A 17799-nucleotide genomic window follows, 5' to 3' on the forward strand; every position below is an offset into this window, starting at 1 on the left:
CTACTCTCCTGGCCAAAAGTTCAACCGCGCGGCGTCGCCTGCAGGTTCTCGCGAAGGGTGCGCCCCCGGTAGTCGCGCCGGAAAATGCCGCGCCGTTGCAACTCCGGCACCACCGATCGGCAGAATTGCTCCAGCGACGACGGGAAGACCATTTGCGACACGACGAAGCCATCGCAGGCACGTGAGTCGAAAAGATCCTGCATCTGGTCGGCAACGCTGGTGGGTGTGCCAAGGATCAGGTCGCGGTGCGACTTGGTGACGGCCTGGGCGAAGGTCACGCCTTCCGTCTCCATCACCGACCGAACGCGATCCAGTGTGCCCTGCATGCCCTGGTTGCCACGCGCCTTGGCTGCTTCATCAATGTCATCGACCTTGGCGGCGAGATCGACGCCCAGCGCGCTCGACTGCGCCGCCAGGATGAGTTCCGGCTCGACCAGGTATTCGAGGTAGGCGGCCTTCTCCTCGGCGATGGATTCGGTTTCACCGATCACCACCTCAAGCTGCGGCATGATCGCGCAGGACTCCGGATCGCGCCCGGCGGCAACCATGCGCTGGTGCATGTCGAGGTAGAAGGCCTGCATATCGGCCTTGGTGTGCTGCGGGCAAAAAATCATCTCCGCCCAGCGCGCGGCAAAATCCCGCCCCCGTGGTGACGATCCCGCCTGCATCAGCACCGGCCGCCCCTGCGGCGAACGCGGCATGGTCAGCGGCCCGCGCGTGCTGAACCACTTGCCCTGGTAGTCAGCGTGGCGGACGCGGGAGGCATCGACCATCACGCCGCGCTCCTTGTCCATCACCAGGCTGCCGTCATCCCAGCAATCCCAGAGCGCGCAGCAGGCTTCCACAACCTCATCAGCCATGTCGTAGCGCAATTCGCGCGGCGGCAAATCATCCATGCCGAAATTGCGCGCTTCCTCCCGCCGCGTGGAGGTCACGATATTCCAGGCAACGCGCCCGCCGCTGAGAATATCCAGCGACGCCAGCATCCGCGCCAGATTGTAGGGCTGGTGGAAGGTGGTCGAAAGGGTCGTCCCGATGCCCAGATGGCGCGTCACCCGCGCCATCAGCGGCAGCACCATCATCGGATCAAGGAAGCTGATCTGCCCACCCAACTCCAGCCGCGTCTGGAAGCCACCCTTGTAGATGTCGTGCAGGCCCAGCCCGTCGGCGAAGAAGCAGCCATCGAAGCGACCAGCCTCCAGCACGCGGGCGATGTGCTCGTAGCGTTCGGGTTGCAGGATGTCGTCGAGTGAAGCGTCGGGATGCCGCCAGGCCCCCATGTGGTTCGCGGTCGGACCTGTCTTGAGGTAGGCCAACAGGTGCATCTCGCGCCGGGACATCGCCTTCCTGCTGCTCCTTATTGCCTTTCAGCATGGCAGCATTGCGCGGCCCATAATGTCAAGACATTATGCCGACCCGTCTTCAATCGAGACGCGCGAGCCACCCTTCGGCACCCACCGCGGCGGCGGGATGTGCGTCCACCACCCAAGGATCGTGACCTGGGATGACCAGTTCGGGCGCGTCCGCCAAGGACAGCACCGTCTCGAAAGCATCGAGCGCGTCGCCCGTGTGGAACAGCACGGGGAAAGGGATCCGCCGTTCCAGGTTCAGCCGATAGGCCACGGCATCCGTCGCCAGGCACATCCAACCGCGCCGCGTCCGCACCCGCGCGATCTGCAACCCATCGGTGTGACCACCCACATGATGCAAGGTCAGGCCCGGCGCCAGCGCGACATCGCCATCGTGCAACACCATGCGGCCTTCGTGCAGCAGGGCGGTGGCGGCGGCGATATCGGCCAGCTCATACCCCGCGCGCAATACGCCGTGGCGCATCGCGGGGCCGTTCACATAGGCGAGTTCGCGTTGCTGCATATGGAATATCGCCTGCGGGAAAAGCGCAGGCTGCCCGGCGTGGTCCCAGTGCAGATGCGTCTGGATGATGGTTGGCACCGTCGCGGCAGTGGTGCCAAGCACGGCCAGCGCTTCCTCCATTCCATGAAACGCCTGCTTACCGTAGCGCTGCGTGCGCGCGGCGTCTGCGGCGGTGTCCATCACCACGAATCCCCCCGGGCCGCGCAGGATGAAGGCGTGATAGGCGACAGGCATCGGCCCATCCCCGCCCGATCCACCCAGGAAGCACTGGAATGCGCGACGCGCCGGATCGGTCGCCCATCGCAGCGCAAAGACCTCCCACAACTCGCTCATGCCGCCAGCCCCATCAACGAAAGTCCCCCATCCACGGTGATGGTCGTGCCGGTGATGTAGCCAGCCAGGTCGCTGCACAGGAACAGGATCGCGCCCGCGGCATCCTGCGGCGTGCCGGTCCGTCCGGCGGGAATCAGCGTCAGTTTCTTTGCGTGCCACGCGGGATCGGCGCGCGCGGCGCGGTTCAGGTCGGTCTCGATGGTTCCAGGTGCCACCGCATTCACCATGATACCACCCGCAGCCAGTTCCAGCGCCAATTGCCGCGTCAGGCCACCCAAGCCCGCCTTCGCGCTGCCATAGGCGACGAGCCCGGGATTGGGCATCCATTGATTGACCGAGGAGGTGAACACGATCCGCCCCGCGCCCTGCATCAGCCCCGCCGCCTCCCGCGCCAAGGCAAAATTCGCGGCCAGGTCGACGGCATGGATGCGCGCGAAATCGGCATCGGTCGTTTCAGCCAGCGGCTTGCGCAGCAGCGCCCCCGCGTTGCCGACCAGGATATCGAGCCCGCCCAGAGCCGTCGCCGCACGCTGCGGCAACCCCGCCGCCACGGCCGTGTCGGAAAGATCGGCCTGCAAGGCGACGCCGCCCGTTTCCGCCGCCAGCGCCACAGCCGCGTCCGTCTCGTTCAGGTGATGCACCGCGACGCGGGCGCCGGCGCGCGCCAGCATCAGGGCGATGGCGCGCCCAATCCCATCGGTGCCGGCCCCGGTGACAAGCGCACGGCGCCCCGACAGGTCGATGGCGACGCCGGTCATGGCGTCGCTGGCAGAATCTCGATCGCCAAGGTCTCCTCATCCGCACGCGGGGTGAATCGCACGCGGTCGGCGCGGCCGGCCCAAACGGCTTCAAACGTCAGGATCGGGATGATGAGGTTTTGCGCCATAGTCTGCTCCATCGCTTCCTCCAGCACGCGGCGGCGTTCGCCATCGTCCAGGATGCGGCGGCCGCGCTGGATCAGCGCGTCGATCGCGGGCGAAGAAACACCGGAGTAGTTGATCGCACCCAGCCCCAGGTCACGGTTCGGCGTATGCACCTGGCTGGTCAGGAAGTAGCTGCTCTCACCCGTCAGGCTGCCCCAGCCGGCGGCATGCATCGGCCATTCGCGCCGTGCCCGCTGCGGGAAGAAGGTGGCGCGCGGTTGCGCCGAAAGATCGACGCGGATGCCCACGCGCTGCAACTGCTGCGCGGCCGCCTCGCAGATCTTGCTGTCGTTGACGAAGCGATCATTGGGGCAAGCGAGATTGGTCTGGAACCCGTTCGGGTAGCCGGCCTCCCGCAACAGCACCCGGGCACGCTCGGCATCGAAGCGCGCGGGCGGAATGCGCGTGGAATGGCCGAAGAACCCAGCCGGCACCGCCTGGTTGGCGACGCTGGCGCGGCCTTCCATCAGGCGTTCGACAATCGCCTCCCGATTGATGGCCAGCGACACGGCTTCGCGCACGCGCGGGTCCATCCAGGGGTTGCGCGGCAGCGGATTGCCCTGGGTGTCGCGCACGCCGGGCAGCGGATCCTTACCCACCTCGGGGAACAGCATGTAGACGTAGGCCGACGGGCCGCCGAAGACGCGCGTGCGGCTGGCGGGACGCTCCAACCGGGCGACATCCTGCAACGGCACGCCATTGATGAAATCCACGTCGCCGGCGAGCAAGGAGCCGACCCGCGCGGCATCATTCGTCAGCGGGCGAAACGTCACGCGCTGCCAATGCGCCGCACCTGCAAAATACTCAGCGTTGCGCTCCAGCACGAGCGGCTGACCCGGCTGCCATGAGGAGTACCGATACGGGCCGGTGCCGATCGCGGCCTGGCCCGTGTTGAACTCGCTGGTCGGCCGCAGACCATGCGCCGCGGAGATGATGAAGACGTTCGAGATATTGGTCGGCAGCAACGGCACCGGACCATCCGTCAGGAAGCGCACCGTCAGCGGATCGACGACCTGCACCTCCCGGATGCCCTGGATATAGGTGACGTAGGAATTGGGATTGCCCTGGACGTTCGGGATGCGTGCGATCGTGAAGCGCACATCCTCCGCCGTCAGCGGGCTGCCGTCGTGGAAGCGCACGCCGGGGCGCAGCTTGAACTCCCAGGTGGTCTCATCGACCGCGCGAAAGCTCTCGGCCAGCGAGGGGCGGACCTGCAGGCTCGGGTCGCGCGACAGCAGCGTGTCGTAGATATTACGCAACGCCGAGGTATTGGACCCCAACAGGTTGAACTGCGGATCCATGGTCCCCGGTTCGGTCTGCATACCGATTGTGAGGTTCTGGGCGACGGCGGGGGCTGCAAGCGTGCAGGCGAGCAGGGCTGTGGCGAGGCGCATGGCCATGACATCTCCTGATGAATAGGTGGGGCATATTGGTTGCGTGTCCCCTCCGGCCTGTCAACGCGCCGGCTTGACGCCAGCCAGTACCATGCGATTTTCAACCGCATGCGGATCCATGTACAAAACCCGGCCGGCGAAGAGATCTTTCCGGTCACCCCGGCACAATGGGCCGCGGCCTTGGCGCGCCATCCGGACCTCGGCGGGTTCGCGGTATCTTTCGCCGATGATGACGCAGGCTTCGCCGCCGCGATCCCGGAGGCCGAGGTGGTCCTGACCTGGACCAAGGTGGTCAAGCAGCGTTTCGCCTCAGGCGAGTTGCCGGGCGTCGCACCGAAACTGCGCGTCATCGCCTGCACCTCGGCCGGGCTTGATCGCCTGGCGCCATTCGACTGGTTGCCGCCCGACATCCTGCTGCTGAACAACCGCGGCACCCATGCCGCCAAGGCCGGCGAATTCGCGCTGATGTCGTTGCTGATGCTGGCAACCCACATCCCGAAGATCACCACCGCACAGCGCGTGGAACGTTGGGCGCCGATCTTCGGTTCCGTGCTGTCCGGTCGCACGGTCTGCATCGTGGGCCTTGGCAGCATCGGCGGGGCCGCGGCGCGCCATGCACGGCATTTCGGCATGCGCGTGCTTGGCGTACGCAACAGCCCGGCGCCACATCCGGATTGCGATGAGGTGCACCCGACCGAGGCGCTGGACCAGGTTTTGCCGCGCGCGGAGTTCCTGCTGCTCGCCTGCCCGCTGACCCCGGCGACACGTGGGCTGATCGATGCCAGGCGTATCGGGCTGCTGCCCCACGGGGCCAAGCTGGTGAACATGGCGCGCGGCGCCGTCTGGGATCAGGACGCCGTTTGCGACGCGCTGGATGCCGGGCAACTGGATGGCGTCGTGACCGATGTTGCGGTCCCGGAACCGCTTCCCACCGGACACCGCCTGTGGCGGACGCCGGGGATGCTGGTGGTGCCGCATGTGTCGTCGGATGATCCGCAGACCTACAACGACGGCACGCTCGACATTCTCTTCGCCAACCTGCGGGCGCTGCGGGACGGTCGACCGGCGCCGAACCGTGTGGATCCCGCGCGCGGGTATTAGGTCGCGTCTGGTCTTTCCCGCCGAAGCCACGCTAGGCTGCCTGTCGCGCCCTTCCGGCGCGTCAGGAATGCAAGCATGCCCGACGAACGCCCAGGCAGCGGCAAGCGGTTGCGCATCGGTGTCGATGTCGGCGGCACATTCACCGACCTCGCGATGGTGGATGAGACGACCGGCCGCATAGCCTTCCACAAAGTGCCCTCCACCCCCGCCGATCCATCGCAGGCGATCGAGACGGGGGTGCGCGAGTTGCTGGCGAAGAACGCGGCATCGCCCGCTGACGTCGCCTTCCTCGGCCATGGCACCACGGTCGCGACCAATATGGTGATCGAACGCCGCGGCGCGCGCACCGGCATGATCACCACCAAGGGCTTCCGCGACGTGCTGGAAATCGCGCGCCAGATCCGCCCGCATCTCTACAACTACGACATCCGCCGCCCTGACCCGCTGGTGCCGCGCCGCCGACGGCTTGAGATCGCCGAACGGATCGCCGCCGAGGGCACGGTCCTGCATGCCCTCGACGAAGCCGAGGTCGTTGCCGCCGCGGAATCCTTCCGCGATGACGGCGTCACCTCCGTCGCCGTCTGCTTCCTGCATTCCTGGCGCGACCCGGCGCATGAGCGCGCCGCGAAGGCAGTGCTGCGGCGCGTGCTGCCGGACGCCTATCTGTCGGTTTCCAGCGAAGTCCTGCCGGAATTTCGCGAATTCGACCGTTTCTCGACCACCGTGCTCAACGCCTTCGTCGGGCCGCGCATGGCGCATTACCTCGATCGCCTGCTGGCCCGGGTGCGCGATACCGGGATCGTCGCGGAACCCTATACTGTGCATTCGAACGGCGGGCTGATGTCGATCGCGACCGCCGCCGCGACGCCCGTCCGCACCTGCCTGTCAGGGCCCGCGGCCGGCGTCATCGGTGCTGCCGTCGTGGCCGCCCAGGCGGGCTTTGCCGACATCGTGACCTTCGACGCGGGCGGCACCTCCACCGATGTTTCGGTCGTCGCGGGCGGCCAGGCGACATCCACCAGCGCGCGAGACGTCGCGGGATACCCCGTCAAAGTACCCAGCATCGGCATCGACGTGATCGGTGCGGGTGGTGGCTCCATCGCCTATATCGACGCGGGCGGCGCGCTGAAGGTCGGGCCGCGCAGCGCCGGCGCCGATCCCGGCCCCGCCGCCTATGGGCGCGGCGGCACCGAACCGACCCTGACCGATGCGAATATCGTGCTGGGGCGGCTGGACCAGACGGCGCTGTTGCGCGGGGCCATGCCGGTCGATGCCGCCGCCGCGCGCCGCGCGGTGCAGGACCGGATCGCCACCCCGCTGGGGTTGACCCTGGAACAGGCGGCGCTCGGCATCATCCGCATCGCGGTCGCGAACATGGGCCGTGCCATCCGCGGCGTGACCACCGAACGCGGCTATGCACCGGAACATTTCGCACTCTTCGCCTTCGGTGGCGCGGGGCCGCTGCACGCGACGGAAGTCGCGGCCGAATGCTCCATCCCCACCGTCATCATCCCGCGTGAACCCGGCACCATGTGCGCGCGCGGCATCCTGCTGGCCGATATCGCATTGGACTTCGTGCGCAGCGAAATCGCCCCGATGGACGCCGCCACCTGGACCCGCGCCGGTGCCCTGTTCGACACGATGGGTGCCGAGGCGGAAGCCTGGCTCGCCGCCGAAGGCGTGCCGCCCGCCCAGCGCGCCACGCGCCGCGCCGTCGAACTCCGCTACGAAGGCCAGAATTTCGAGGTCCGCGTCCCGCTCGGCGCCGATGTGCCGCCACTCGATGAGGTGCTGGAGGCCTTCGCCGTCGAACACGCCCGCACCAATGGCTACGCCATCCCCGATCGCGGCGTGGAACTGGTGAACTGCCGCCTGACCGCTGTCGGCCACGTCCCCCGCGGCGCGCCCGAACCGCCCCCCACCGGCGGCACGACCGAGGCCGCGCGCATCGGCAGCCGCCGCGTCTTTTTCGACCCCCGCCACGGCTGGCGCGACGCGCCGGTCTATGCCCGTGAATTGCTGCCCGTCGGCGCGCTGCTGGCCGGCCCCGCGGTGATCGAGGAAATGAGCGCGACCTCGCTCGTCTTCCCCGGACAGGCCGCGACCCTGGACGCCGACGGCAATATCATCGTCCGCAACGAGGATGACACGGTGCGCAGCGCCGCCGCGCGGGAGCACGCCGATGCCTGACACCTCCCTCCCCCGTGCGGCCGCCGACCCCATCGCGATGGAAGTCTTCGCCAACCGGCTGCTCTCCATCACCGAGGAGATGGGCCATGTGCTCATCCGCGCCTCGTTCTCGACCAACATCAAGGAACGCAAGGATTGTTCGGTCGGCATGTTCGATGCGACCGGGCGCTGCCTGGCGCAGGCGGCGCATATGCCGATGCACCTCGGCTCGCTGATGGGTGCCGTCGTCACCGTGCTGGAACGCTACCGGGTGGACCAGATGCAGCCGGGCGATGCCTTCGTCTGCAACGATGTCTTCCTGGCGCGCGGCACGCATCAGCCGGACATCAACATCGTCACACCCATCTTTTGTGACGGCCGCGTCGCCTTCTTCGCCGCCAATACCGGCCATCATTCGGATGTCGGCGGGCCGAACCCCGGATCCATGTCGCAAAGCGCGCGCACGATCTTTGAAGAGGGCCTGCGCATCCCCGTGATGCGTATCGTCCGCACTGGTGAGATCGACCGCGACCTGCTGGAGATGATCGCCCATAATTCCCGCGAACCGGCCGAACGCATCCTGGACCTGCGCGCCCAGATCGCCGTCAACGAACGCGGCGCGGAACTGATGCAACGCCTGGTCGCGACCGATGGCCTGGCGGCGGTGGAAGCGGCGATCGAGGCGTTGCTCGCCTATACCGGCCGACGCCTGCGCGCCCGTATCGCCGAACTGCCCGATGGCGACTACCAGGGCGAACGCTGGATGGACGGCGACGGCGTGCCGGGGGGCGAACCCATCGTCCTGCGCACCCGGATCGTGGTGCGCGGCGACGATCTGCTGCTGGATTTCGCGGGATCGGCCGCGCAGGCACGGGGCGCGCTGAACATCGCCACCAATGCGCTGGAGGCGACCTGCTACTACGCCGTGAAGGCCCTGCTGGACCCCGACCTGCCGGCCAACAGCGGGCTGTTCGATGCGATCCGTATCTCCGCCCCCGAAGGCAGCATCGTGAACCCGCGCTTCCCCGCCGCCACGGCGGCCCGCGCGATCAGTTGCAACCGCCTGTCGGGGGCCATCTTCGATGCGATGAACCAGGTCCTGCCGCGCCCACGCCAGATGGCGCAGAGCCATGATTCCGTGCCGGCCCTGCTTGTCTCCGGCCAGCGCCGCACCGGCACCTACGTCTATATCGAAACCATCGGCGGCGGCGCGGGTGCACGCGAAGGCGCCGATGGCGCCGAAGCCGTGCAGATGCATGTTACCAACTCCTCCAACCTGCCGGCCGAGGCGCTGGAGATCGAATACCCCTTGCTGGTCGACGCCTATGCGCTGGTCGAGGACAGTGGCGGCGCCGGGCAATGGCGCGGGGGCCTGGGCATCGCCCGGCAGATTTCATCGCGCGTCGATGGCTCGCTGCTGACGGCGCGTGGCGAGGGCCATGTGATGGTCGCCCCCGGCCTGCATGGCGGGCTCTCTGGTGGCCAGGCCAACCTGCTGATCGAACCGGGCACGCCGCGCGAACGCCTGCTGCCGACCGCCACCACCGCCTTGCCGATGACCGCGGGGCTTGGCGTGCGGATGGACACGCCTGGCGGCGGCGGTTTCGGCGACCCGGCGCTGCGCGACCCGCGCGCGCTGGCGGCCGATATCCTGGACGGCAAGGTCAGCCGTGCCTCGGCGATACGGGACTACGGTGCGGAGCGCGTCGCGGCCGCCCTGTCCGCATGGAAGGAACCGTCATGATTCCGCGCCGCGCCGCCCTGGCCGCCCTGCTGGCCGCCCCCGCCATCGCCAATGCCCAGGCGGGCTACCCCAACCGGTCCATTCGCGTGATCGTGCCCTTCGCGGCCGGTGGCGGCACCGATGTCTCGGCACGCATCTGGGCGCAACGGATGAGCGAGGTCGTGGGCCAGCCCGTCGTCATCGACAATCGCGGCGGCGGCGGCGGCAACATCGGCGCCGAGGCCTTCACCCGCACGCCGCCCGATGGCTACACGATCCTGCTGACCAGCAACGGGCCGCTGACGGTCAACCGCTACCTCTATCGCGACATGAACCACGATCCGCTGCGCGACCTGATGCCCATCGGCCTGGTGTTCCGCATCGAGCAACTGCTGGTCGTGCATCCGACCCTCCCGGCCAATAGCGTCGCGGAATTCATCGCCATGGCGAAGGCGCGCCCTGGGCAGTTGAACTACGGCTCGGCCGGTGCAGGATCGTCGCTGCACCTGGCCGCGGAACTGTTCAAGCTGCGGGCCGGTGTGAACGTCACCCACGTGCCCTATCGCGGCGGCGGCCCCGCCATGGCCGACCTGATCTCCGGCAATATCCAGGCGATGTTCGACTCCATGCCCTCTTCGCTGCCGCAGGTCCGCGCGGGCACCGTCCGGCCGCTGGCGATGTGCGGCGCCAAGCGCCACGCCTTGTTGCCGCAGTTGCCGACCATGGAGGAGGCTGGCCTGCCCAACTGCGTCGCCGGTACCTGGATCGCGATCTTCGCGCCCATCGGCGCCCCCCCGTCCATCGCCAACCGCTTTGGCGAATTGTCCCGCCAGGCCCTGGCCGAGCCCACGCTGAAGGAGGCCCTGGCACGCGCCGGGGCGGATGCCGAATCCTCGACACCGGAGGAGTTGACCACCATCATGGTGCGCGAGACGGCGCTGTGGGGCGAGGTGGTGCGTGAGGCGGGCATCACCGCCAGCTAGCCCAGCGCCTACCAGATCTGATGCGGCGACGCCGGCATGGCGATGTCGGCCACGCCCCTCGGCGCCAGCGTGTCCAGGATCGCATGCGCATGGAACGACCGCCGGATGACCATGTGCAGCGGCTGGTCGGCGGCGATGTCCTCGGTGAAACGGCCAAGGCCGGCCAGCAGGCGGCGTTGGTGCCCAAAACTGTCCAAGGGCGGCGTCATTGGTTGGCGGCAAGCCAGTCGAGCAGAACCCTGTTGAACGCCTCGGGCTTTTCCACATTCGGCAGATGCATCGCACCGGCGATCGCGTGGAACCGGCCATTCGGGACCAGGGCCGCGATCCGCTCGCCTTCGCTTGGGGGGACGGCCGAATCCTTCTCGCCACAGACCACGCAAACCGGCATCGCCAGGCTGGGCAGGCGCGCGACAAAGGTGAAGTTCCGGATCGCCTCCACGCAGCCGACATAGCCTTCGGGATCGGTCGCGGCGATGGTGTCCAGGATCTGCTGCCAGCGCGCCGGATTGGCCGCATGCCATTCTGGCGTCAGCCAACGTTCGATCGTCGCCTGGGCAACCGGGGCCACGACGCCCGCCGCGCGCACGGCCGCGACCCGCGGGCCCCAGATCGCCGTGGCATTCGGCAGGGACGCCGGCAGCGCGTCGCAGATCATCAGCGACCGGACCAGCCCGGGGTGGTCGAGCGCCAGGGCCTGCCCGCTCATCCCGCCAAGCGACAGACCGACGTAATGCACGGGGCCGCGCCGCAAGCGGCCCAGCACGAAGGCGGTGTCCGCCGCCAGATCCTCCATGCGGTAGGGGCCAGGGGTCGCGGCGCTGCCGCCATGGCCGCGCAGGTCGATCCGCAGGATGGCATAACCGGCATCCAGAAGGGCCGGGATCTGTTCCGCCCACATGCCGCTGTCGGCGGCCAGCGAATGCACGAGGCAGACAGTCGGACTATCCGCCCCCCCGATCAGGTCATAGGCGATGTTCCGCCCGTCGCGCTGCATCAGCATGTGGCGGACCTCATTCGATGGTGACGTTGATCATGCGCACGATGTCGCGCCAGCTCCGCACCTCGTTCGCGACATAGGTATTCACCTGTTCGACCGACCCGCCAATCGGGTCGAAGCCGGCGGCGGCCAGGCGCTGCTGGAAGGCGGGAAGTGCCATGACGCGCGCGACATCGGCATTCACCCGGGCCAGCACCGCGGCCGGCACGGCGGCGGGGTAGAGCACCGCCACCCAGGCCAGGTCGATGATCGGCTCGAAACCCGCCTCGGCCACCGTCGGCACATCCGGCATCGTCTGGTTGCGGGTGGCGCTGGTCACGGCAAGGCCACGCGCCAAGCCCGACTGCACCTGGCCCACCGCGCTCGGCAGCGATGTCGCCACCATGTCGATGCTGCCAGCCAGCAGGGCGAGCATGGCCGGCCCCGCGCCGGTATAGGGGATGTGCTGCGCATCCACCCCGCCAGCCCGCTTGAACAGCAGTTCCGCCGACAGATGCGCCGCGACCCCGACGCCTGCGGTGCCGTAGTTCAGCGGCCGGCGCCGGCCGATCTCCACCAGATCGCGCAAACTGCGCGCGGGGCTGTCGGCCCGCACCACGAACAGGTTCGGCGTGCCGGCCACCACCGCGGCCGTGGCAAACTCCTCCGGTCGGTAGCCGGGGTTGCGCGACAGCGTCGGGTTGATCGCGAAGGCGCCGGTCGTGACAAGCGCGGTATAGCCATCGGGCGTGGCGCGGGCGATCGCCTGGGCGGCGACATTGCCGCCGGCGCCGCCACGGTTTTCGACCACGACCGTCTGTCGCCAGACTTCGCCCAGGTGTTCGGCCAGCATCCGGCCGATCTGGTCGGCAAAGCCGCCCGGCGCGAAGGCGACGACGAAGCGCACGGGGCGCTCAGGCCAGGTCGCCTGGGCGCGCGCACCTTGCAGGGCAGGCACGGCCAGCGCCGCACCAAGCAGGAGACGTCTGTAGGTCAGTGGATTATCCTCCGGTTGCCGCGATTTGGCGCAGCAGTTCGGTTCGGAGCAAGGCTGTGGGGCGCGAAATGTTACCCCTCCAGCCAGGACCATGGCCCGGACCACGACCCAGGGCGCCGCCCATTCGGCGTATTCGCATGAACTAATCGACACAGATCAATTCATAACAGGAGTGGCAAAAAGCGGTGGACGAGCGATCGCGGATGATCAGAGACTCGGCGGCAAGCGGGCCACCTCCCCCCAGGGAATGGCTGGCGCAAATCTCCCCCAGCAGGCGCGGGCCTTCACCCGCCCGCATGTGGGGGTTGGAGGCAAACGGTGGGTGACGTAGCGTCCGTTATCATTCCGACATACAATCGAAGCCGGCTGTTACGCCGCGCGATCGATAGCGTGCTCGCGCAATCGTATCCACGGTATGAAATACTGGTGGTGAACGATGGCTCGACCGATGATACCGCCGACATGCTGTCGGCCGTCTATGGCGCGAACAGCGCCGTCAAGGTGATCCATCAGCCCAACGGCGGGGTTTGCGTCGCACGCAACCGTGGGTTGGATGCGGCACAAGGCGACTTCGTCGCCTTTCTCGATTCCGACGATGTCTGGCTGCCGTGGAAGCTGGAGGTCCAGGTCGCCTGCCTGACGCAACGCCCCGAAGCGGGCATGATCTGGACCGACATGGAAGCCATCGGCCCGGATGGCGGCAAGCAACGCAACCGCTTCCTGCGCGAGATGTACAGCAACTACAGGAATTTCGCGGACGATACCCTGTTCGAAGGCCGCGAGTCCTTTCGTGACATCGCGCCGCTCGCGCCACCCGCCCTGGCCGATGTGCCGGTCTGGTGGGGGCGGATCCACCAGGCGATGATCCTGGGCAATCTGGTGCACACCTCGACGGTCATGCTGACCCGGCGGCGCCTGGAACAGGTCGGCCGCTTCGACGAAAGCCTCGCACCTGCCGGGGAAGACCATGATTTCCACCTGCGGACGTGCGAAGCCGGGCCGGTCGGGCTGTTCGATGCGCCCACGATCCAATATCAGGTCGGCGGCCAGGACCGCCTGTCGCGCCTGCGCACCATCATGGCGCAGAACTACCTGCGGACGATGGACCGGGCGATCGAACGCGCCCCTCTCGGCGGCGCGCCTGACGGCGCCATGCTGCGGCGCGCCCGGGCCGGAGGCCACGCCTGGCTGGCCAGCGCCCTGATGGAAGAGGACGATCGCCCCGGGGCGCGGCGCAATATGCTGGCGTCGTTGTCCTATCGTCCCTTCCAACCCCGGCTGGCGGTGGATGCGATCCTGACATTCCTCCCGCAGTCGCTGGATAATGCGGCGCGTGGCGCTTATCGACATTTGTCAGGTCGGGCGGTGCCCGCGGCGATGCCGGCGGTAAAGCCGTGACAGCGCTGCACCCAGGCACCTATCCCCTCGCCGAGCTGCCTGGACGCAGACCCTTCCTGCAGGTCGTGGTCGATACGGAAGAAGAATTCGACTGGTCAAAGCCCTTCCGCCGGGACCGCGTCTCGGTCGGATCGATGCAAGCCCAGTGGCGCACGCAGGAGATCTTCGACGCCTATCAGCTCCGACCGACCTACGTGATCGACCACCCGGTCGCCACCGACCCGGATGCGGTCGAGATTCTCAAATCCTTCGTGTCGGCGGGGCGCTGCCAGATCGGCACCCACCTGCATCCCTGGGTGAATCCGCCGTTCGCCGAGGCCGTGCTCAGGTCCAACTCCTATGCCGGCAATCTTCCGGGATCATTGGAACGCGCAAAGCTCGAGACACTGCATCGCGCGATCACCGCCGCATTTTCGGAAAGCCCGGTCATCTACAAGGCCGGGCGTTATGGCCTGGGGCCGAATACGATCGAGATCCTGTCGTCATTGGGGTATCTGGTCGATGTCAGCGTGGTTCCGCACACTGACTTCGGCAGCGACGGCGGCCCGGATTTTCGCGGGATGCCGGACCGCCCGTTCTGGTTGAACGGCGTTGGTGGGATACTGGAAATCCCGCTGACACGCGGCTTCTGCGGCATGACGACGGGTCACCGCGCCGCCGCGCTGTATGACAGCGTCAAATCGTCCCGCGCGGGCAACCTCAAGCTTTCGGCGCTGTCCCGCCTCGGTATTCTCAGCCGCGTCTCCCTCACGCCTGAGGGGATTGACAAGGCCTCCATGCTTCGGCTGCTGAAATCCATGGTGAATGACGGACATCGGCTATTCACGCTTTGTTATCACAGCCCCTCGCTGGCAATCGGCAATACTCCCTACGTCCACAACGCGAAGGATTTGACGTTGTTTCTGGAGTCCATCAGGGCGGTGCTCGATTTTTTCTTTGGCACCCTGGGCGGAGCACCAACCACGCCGCTCGCCGTGCGCGACATGGCCTTGCAGGCAGGCGCACCGGCCGGCGTGTTGGTCGGGGCGTGAATCCCCCAGCCTTGCGCTTCAGCCTGGAGCCGGCTTCCGATCACGCAGAGGTCGAAGCGCTTTGGCGTGGCCTTGAAGCGCGCACCGACGCGACGTTCTTCCTGACCTGGCGCTGGATCGGCGCCTGGCTGGCCGAGACACGATCCGCACCCTGGCTGCTTTGCGGCAGAAGCGGCACGGAGGTTGTCCTGCTTGCGCTGCTCACTGTCGACCGGCGCCGCGAACTCGGCGTTTTCCCCATCACCACGGCACGCCTGCACGAGACGGGCGACCCGTCCGAGGACACCATCACGATCGAATACAATAACTTCCTGGTCAGCCAGGCGTGGCGCGGCCCCGCCGACATCGCCGCCATCCACTTTCTTCTCGGCGGCGACCACAAGATGTCGATCGACGAACTGCGCATCCGCGGCGCCGCCGATGGCTCGGTCGCGCTGGACGCCGATCGGTGGATCGTTTCCGCCCCGACCCGGTCGCCGTCCTGGCAGGTGGATCTGCAGGCCGTGCGCGGATCGGAAAAATCCTACCTGGACCAACTGAGTTCAAACACGCGGCAGCAAATTCGGCGTGCGATGAGGTTGTATGAAAAGCAGGGCGACCTCTCGATCGACAAGGCGACAGACCTGGAGTCCGCCCTCGATTATTTCGCTGGCCTGAAGGACTTGCATCAGCGCTACTGGCTGGCGCGTGGCAAGCCCGGCGCCTTTGCCCATGCGTTCTTTGAGAAATTCCACGACAGGATTATCCGGGATTGTATTGATACCGGCAACATCGAGATGGTGAGGATTACGGCAGGCGACACCGTATTGGGTTATCTTTATAATTTTATTCACGATGGATACATCTCCTCCTACCAATCCGGATTCGCCTATCAGGACGACCCGAAATTGAAACCCGGCCTGATCAGTCACAGCCTTTGCATTCAAAGTCATGTGAATACAGACGGAAAAATCTACGACTTCCTGGCCGGCGGTTCGCAATACAAGGCGAGCCTCGGGCATAGCGGGCCCGACATGGTCCAATACGTCATGCAGCGACGCGATCCAAAGATGCACGTCTGGAACGCGGTTCGTTCCGCCGGCCGCAAAGTAAAGGCGGCGCTCCATCGCCAGCCCGGATAGCGCCGAATCCCAGGCGCGCGCTCGGCGGCATTGACGCCGCGGGCAACCGAGTTTCACCCTGCGCCCGACACGATCAAGGACGCCCCGATGACAGGACCGACGCCGACCCGCCGTGCCGCGCTGACCCTTGGCGGCGGGGGCCTGATGGCCTTGACGCTGCGCGACGCACGGGCGCAGTCGGCGCGCGCCATGACCTTCGTCACGCCCTTCGCCAATATCCTGGCCTTCGTCGACGTCTTGAACGCCAAGGGCGGCGGCTACTTCGAACGCGAAGGGCTGGACGTCACCATCGAACAGGGTCGCGGTTCGGCCATGGCGGTGCAGCAGATCGTCGGCGGCGGCGCGCTTCTGTCGCGGACAGGCGTCGGCGACCACATCCGCGCTTCCTCGCGCCCGGGCGGCGACGATCTGATCGCGGTCGCGACGATCAGCCAGGGCTCGCCCTTCTACGTCATCAGCGCCCCGAACAAGCCGATCCGCACGCCCGAGGAGATGGTGGGCAAGACCATCGGCATCCTGTCCGTGGCCGGCGCCACCGAGATCGTGCTGGATGTGATGCTGCAGGCGCGCGGCGTGGAGCGTGCCCGCGTGGCGCGCCAGGTCGCACCGAACTCGCCGGCCGGGTTGCTGCTGATCGAACAGGGCCGGATCGACGCCTATATCGTCTCGGCCGGGGTCCCGATCGCGTTGCAGGCCGCGGGCACGCCGCACGTGTCCTGGAACACCGATGATGTCGCCCCGATCCCCGGGCAATGCTACATCGCGCGCCGCCGCACGGTCGCGCAGAACGGCGACATGGTCGTGGGCTTCCTGCGCGCCGTGAAACGTTCGCTCGACGACATGCTGGCCGATACCGACCTGTCGCGCACCCTGGCCAACCTGCGCGGCTTCGAGATCGCGGAGATGCGCAACGCCGCCCTCGCCCCGCTGATCCTGCGCAACGAGATGCAGTTCTGGCTGACCGCGGGGCGCGAGAACCTGCTGCGGAACGTGCCGGAACGGTGGCAGCGCGGCTACGACCTGATGGCAGCCGCGGGCTTCGCGACGGCCGGGGGCCGGGCCGACACGCTCTATACCAACGACTTCGTCGCCCGCGCCCTCGCCTGATGCGCTTTCGGCGTGCTGAGGCCGCGCTGCTGCTGGTCGATCTGCAGCGCGGCTTCCTGCACCCGGACGGCTTCGTGGCGGCGCAGGGACGCGATGTGTCGGCCTGCGATGCGGCGGCACGGCGGTGCTACGCCCTGGCCCGCGCGGCGCGTGCCGTGGGAATGCCGGTGATCTGGACGCGCCATATCCTGCGGGCCGATCTTGCCGATGGCGGCTTGCTCACGACCGAGATCCGCCCACGCCTTGGGCAGATCAAGGCGCTGGCGCGCGGCAGCGCCGATGTGGAGATCCCGCCCGAGGCTGGCGTCGAACCGGCCGATTTCGTGATCGACAAGCCTCGCAATTCCGCCTTCTTCGGCACGCCGCTGGATGTGGTGCTGGCCGCCCGCGGCATCCGGTCGCTGATGGTGGGCGGTGTGACCACGTCGATGTGCGTCGAATGCAGCGTGCGCGACGCGGCGCAGCGCGACATTCGCACCTTCGTGGTGCGCGATGCCGTGGCGGATTTCGACACGGATCGGCATGCCGCCGCGCTCGCCGCCATGGAATTCGGCTTTGCGCGCATCATCGGGGCGAACCAGGCGGCCGATGCCATATCCGCGGGCGAAGCGGTCTTCCCGATCGCGTAAGCATCGCGGCCGGCCATGGACAGCCACGGGTCGCCGCGC

Annotated in this window: 16 protein-coding genes; 9 read left to right on the plus strand and 7 right to left on the minus strand. The window is 67.5% G+C overall.

Translation table 11 applies throughout. The features are described from left to right. Window positions 1-20: 20 nt before the first annotated feature. The 4 genes from ACQW02_RS18130 to ACQW02_RS18145 form a co-directional block, all read right to left on the minus strand. Complete coding sequence (locus tag ACQW02_RS18130) at window positions 21-1340, minus strand: LLM class flavin-dependent oxidoreductase (RefSeq protein ID WP_431281311.1); 1320 nt, start codon at window positions 1338-1340, stop codon at window positions 21-23. 82 nt (window positions 1341-1422) lie between these two features. Further along, a complete protein-coding gene (locus ACQW02_RS18135; protein ID WP_431281312.1) occupies window positions 1423-2205 on the minus strand; it encodes an N-acyl homoserine lactonase family protein in 783 nt (260 codons plus the stop codon). Further along, a complete protein-coding gene (locus tag ACQW02_RS18140) occupies window positions 2202-2963 on the minus strand; it encodes an SDR family NAD(P)-dependent oxidoreductase (RefSeq protein ID WP_431281313.1) in 762 nt (253 codons plus the stop codon). The genes ACQW02_RS18135 and ACQW02_RS18140 overlap by 4 nt, the downstream gene beginning before the upstream one ends. Further along, window positions 2960-4522, minus strand: a complete 1563-nt coding sequence (locus ACQW02_RS18145) for an ABC transporter substrate-binding protein (RefSeq protein ID WP_431281314.1) — start codon at window positions 4520-4522, stop codon at window positions 2960-2962. Before ACQW02_RS18145 ends, ACQW02_RS18140 begins: the two co-directional genes overlap by 4 nt. A 108-nt stretch (window positions 4523-4630) precedes the next feature. On the opposite strand from ACQW02_RS18145, the gene ACQW02_RS18150 reads away from it, so the two are divergent. From ACQW02_RS18150 to ACQW02_RS18165, 4 genes are all read left to right on the plus strand, one after another. Continuing rightward, on the plus strand, window positions 4631-5623 hold the full coding sequence (locus ACQW02_RS18150) for a D-2-hydroxyacid dehydrogenase (protein WP_431281315.1): 993 nt from the start codon (window positions 4631-4633) through the stop codon (window positions 5621-5623). Window positions 5624-5698: 75 nt separating this feature from the next. Then, a complete protein-coding gene (locus ACQW02_RS18155) occupies window positions 5699-7813 on the plus strand; it encodes a hydantoinase/oxoprolinase family protein (RefSeq protein WP_431281316.1) in 2115 nt (704 codons plus the stop codon). Beyond that, window positions 7806-9536: a hydantoinase B/oxoprolinase family protein gene (locus tag ACQW02_RS18160; protein WP_431281317.1), complete on the plus strand. Its 1731-nt coding sequence runs from the start codon at window positions 7806-7808 to the stop codon at window positions 9534-9536. Before ACQW02_RS18155 ends, ACQW02_RS18160 begins: the two co-directional genes overlap by 8 nt. Further along, complete coding sequence (locus tag ACQW02_RS18165; RefSeq protein ID WP_431281318.1) at window positions 9533-10498, plus strand: Bug family tripartite tricarboxylate transporter substrate binding protein; 966 nt, start codon at window positions 9533-9535, stop codon at window positions 10496-10498. The genes ACQW02_RS18160 and ACQW02_RS18165 overlap by 4 nt, the downstream gene beginning before the upstream one ends. An 8-nt stretch (window positions 10499-10506) precedes the next feature. Here the strand turns inward: ACQW02_RS18165 and ACQW02_RS18170 are convergent, their stop codons facing one another. Genes ACQW02_RS18170 through ACQW02_RS18180 form a run of 3 tightly spaced genes read right to left on the minus strand, consistent with a single transcriptional unit; the run spans window position 10507 to window position 12435 of the window. Next, window positions 10507-10707 carry a hypothetical protein gene (locus ACQW02_RS18170; protein WP_431281319.1) on the minus strand — a complete coding sequence of 67 codons (201 nt, stop codon included), beginning with the start codon at window positions 10705-10707 and terminating at the stop codon, window positions 10507-10509. Next, window positions 10704-11501, minus strand: a complete 798-nt coding sequence (locus tag ACQW02_RS18175; protein ID WP_431281320.1) for an alpha/beta fold hydrolase — start codon at window positions 11499-11501, stop codon at window positions 10704-10706. Before ACQW02_RS18175 ends, ACQW02_RS18170 begins: the two co-directional genes overlap by 4 nt. A gap of 10 nt (window positions 11502-11511) precedes the next feature. Further along, window positions 11512-12435: a Bug family tripartite tricarboxylate transporter substrate binding protein gene (locus ACQW02_RS18180; RefSeq protein WP_431281321.1), complete on the minus strand. Its 924-nt coding sequence runs from the start codon at window positions 12433-12435 to the stop codon at window positions 11512-11514. A gap of 429 nt (window positions 12436-12864) precedes the next feature. Here ACQW02_RS18180 and ACQW02_RS18185 point away from each other — a divergent pair, with 429 nt between their 5' ends. From ACQW02_RS18185 to ACQW02_RS18205, 5 genes are all read left to right on the plus strand, one after another. Further along, window positions 12865-13872, plus strand: coding sequence for a glycosyltransferase (locus tag ACQW02_RS18185; protein WP_431281322.1), 1008 nt, complete (start codon window positions 12865-12867; stop codon window positions 13870-13872). Then, the gene (locus ACQW02_RS18190) at window positions 13869-14903 is read left to right on the plus strand and encodes a polysaccharide deacetylase family protein (RefSeq protein WP_431281323.1); all 1035 of its coding nucleotides are present in this window, start codon (window positions 13869-13871) and stop codon (window positions 14901-14903) included. Before ACQW02_RS18185 ends, ACQW02_RS18190 begins: the two co-directional genes overlap by 4 nt. A gap of 11 nt (window positions 14904-14914) precedes the next feature. Then, window positions 14915-16024: a GNAT family N-acetyltransferase gene (locus ACQW02_RS18195; RefSeq protein WP_431281324.1), complete on the plus strand. Its 1110-nt coding sequence runs from the start codon at window positions 14915-14917 to the stop codon at window positions 16022-16024. Window positions 16025-16111: 87 nt separating this feature from the next. Continuing rightward, window positions 16112-17131: an ABC transporter substrate-binding protein gene (locus tag ACQW02_RS18200; protein WP_431281325.1), complete on the plus strand. Its 1020-nt coding sequence runs from the start codon at window positions 16112-16114 to the stop codon at window positions 17129-17131. Next, window positions 17131-17760: a cysteine hydrolase family protein gene (locus ACQW02_RS18205; RefSeq protein ID WP_431281326.1), complete on the plus strand. Its 630-nt coding sequence runs from the start codon at window positions 17131-17133 to the stop codon at window positions 17758-17760. Before ACQW02_RS18200 ends, ACQW02_RS18205 begins: the two co-directional genes overlap by 1 nt. Window positions 17761-17799 lie beyond the last annotated feature (39 nt).

This window comes from Humitalea sp. 24SJ18S-53 (assembly GCF_050632385.1).
GTDB lineage: Bacteria > Pseudomonadota > Alphaproteobacteria > Acetobacterales > Acetobacteraceae > Humitalea.

Excerpts from the sequence above, each read along its gene's own strand:
- ACQW02_RS18130 (WP_431281311.1), bottom strand. The coding sequence starts at position 1,340 with ATGTCCCGGCGCGAGATGCACCTGTTGGCCTACCTCAAGACAGGTCCG.
- ACQW02_RS18135 (WP_431281312.1), bottom strand. The coding sequence starts at position 2,205 with ATGAGCGAGTTGTGGGAGGTCTTTGCGCTGCGATGGGCGACCGATCCG.
- ACQW02_RS18140 (WP_431281313.1), bottom strand. The coding sequence starts at position 2,963 with ATGACCGGCGTCGCCATCGACCTGTCGGGGCGCCGTGCGCTTGTCACC.
- ACQW02_RS18145 (WP_431281314.1), bottom strand. The coding sequence starts at position 4,522 with ATGCGCCTCGCCACAGCCCTGCTCGCCTGCACGCTTGCAGCCCCCGCC.
- ACQW02_RS18150 (WP_431281315.1), top strand. The coding sequence starts at position 4,631 with ATGCGGATCCATGTACAAAACCCGGCCGGCGAAGAGATCTTTCCGGTC.
- ACQW02_RS18155 (WP_431281316.1), top strand. The coding sequence starts at position 5,699 with ATGCCCGACGAACGCCCAGGCAGCGGCAAGCGGTTGCGCATCGGTGTC.
- ACQW02_RS18160 (WP_431281317.1), top strand. The coding sequence starts at position 7,806 with ATGCCTGACACCTCCCTCCCCCGTGCGGCCGCCGACCCCATCGCGATG.
- ACQW02_RS18165 (WP_431281318.1), top strand. The coding sequence starts at position 9,533 with ATGATTCCGCGCCGCGCCGCCCTGGCCGCCCTGCTGGCCGCCCCCGCC.
- ACQW02_RS18170 (WP_431281319.1), bottom strand. The coding sequence starts at position 10,707 with ATGACGCCGCCCTTGGACAGTTTTGGGCACCAACGCCGCCTGCTGGCC.
- ACQW02_RS18175 (WP_431281320.1), bottom strand. The coding sequence starts at position 11,501 with ATGCTGATGCAGCGCGACGGGCGGAACATCGCCTATGACCTGATCGGG.
- ACQW02_RS18200 (WP_431281325.1), top strand. The coding sequence starts at position 16,112 with ATGACAGGACCGACGCCGACCCGCCGTGCCGCGCTGACCCTTGGCGGC.
- ACQW02_RS18205 (WP_431281326.1), top strand. The coding sequence starts at position 17,131 with ATGCGCTTTCGGCGTGCTGAGGCCGCGCTGCTGCTGGTCGATCTGCAG.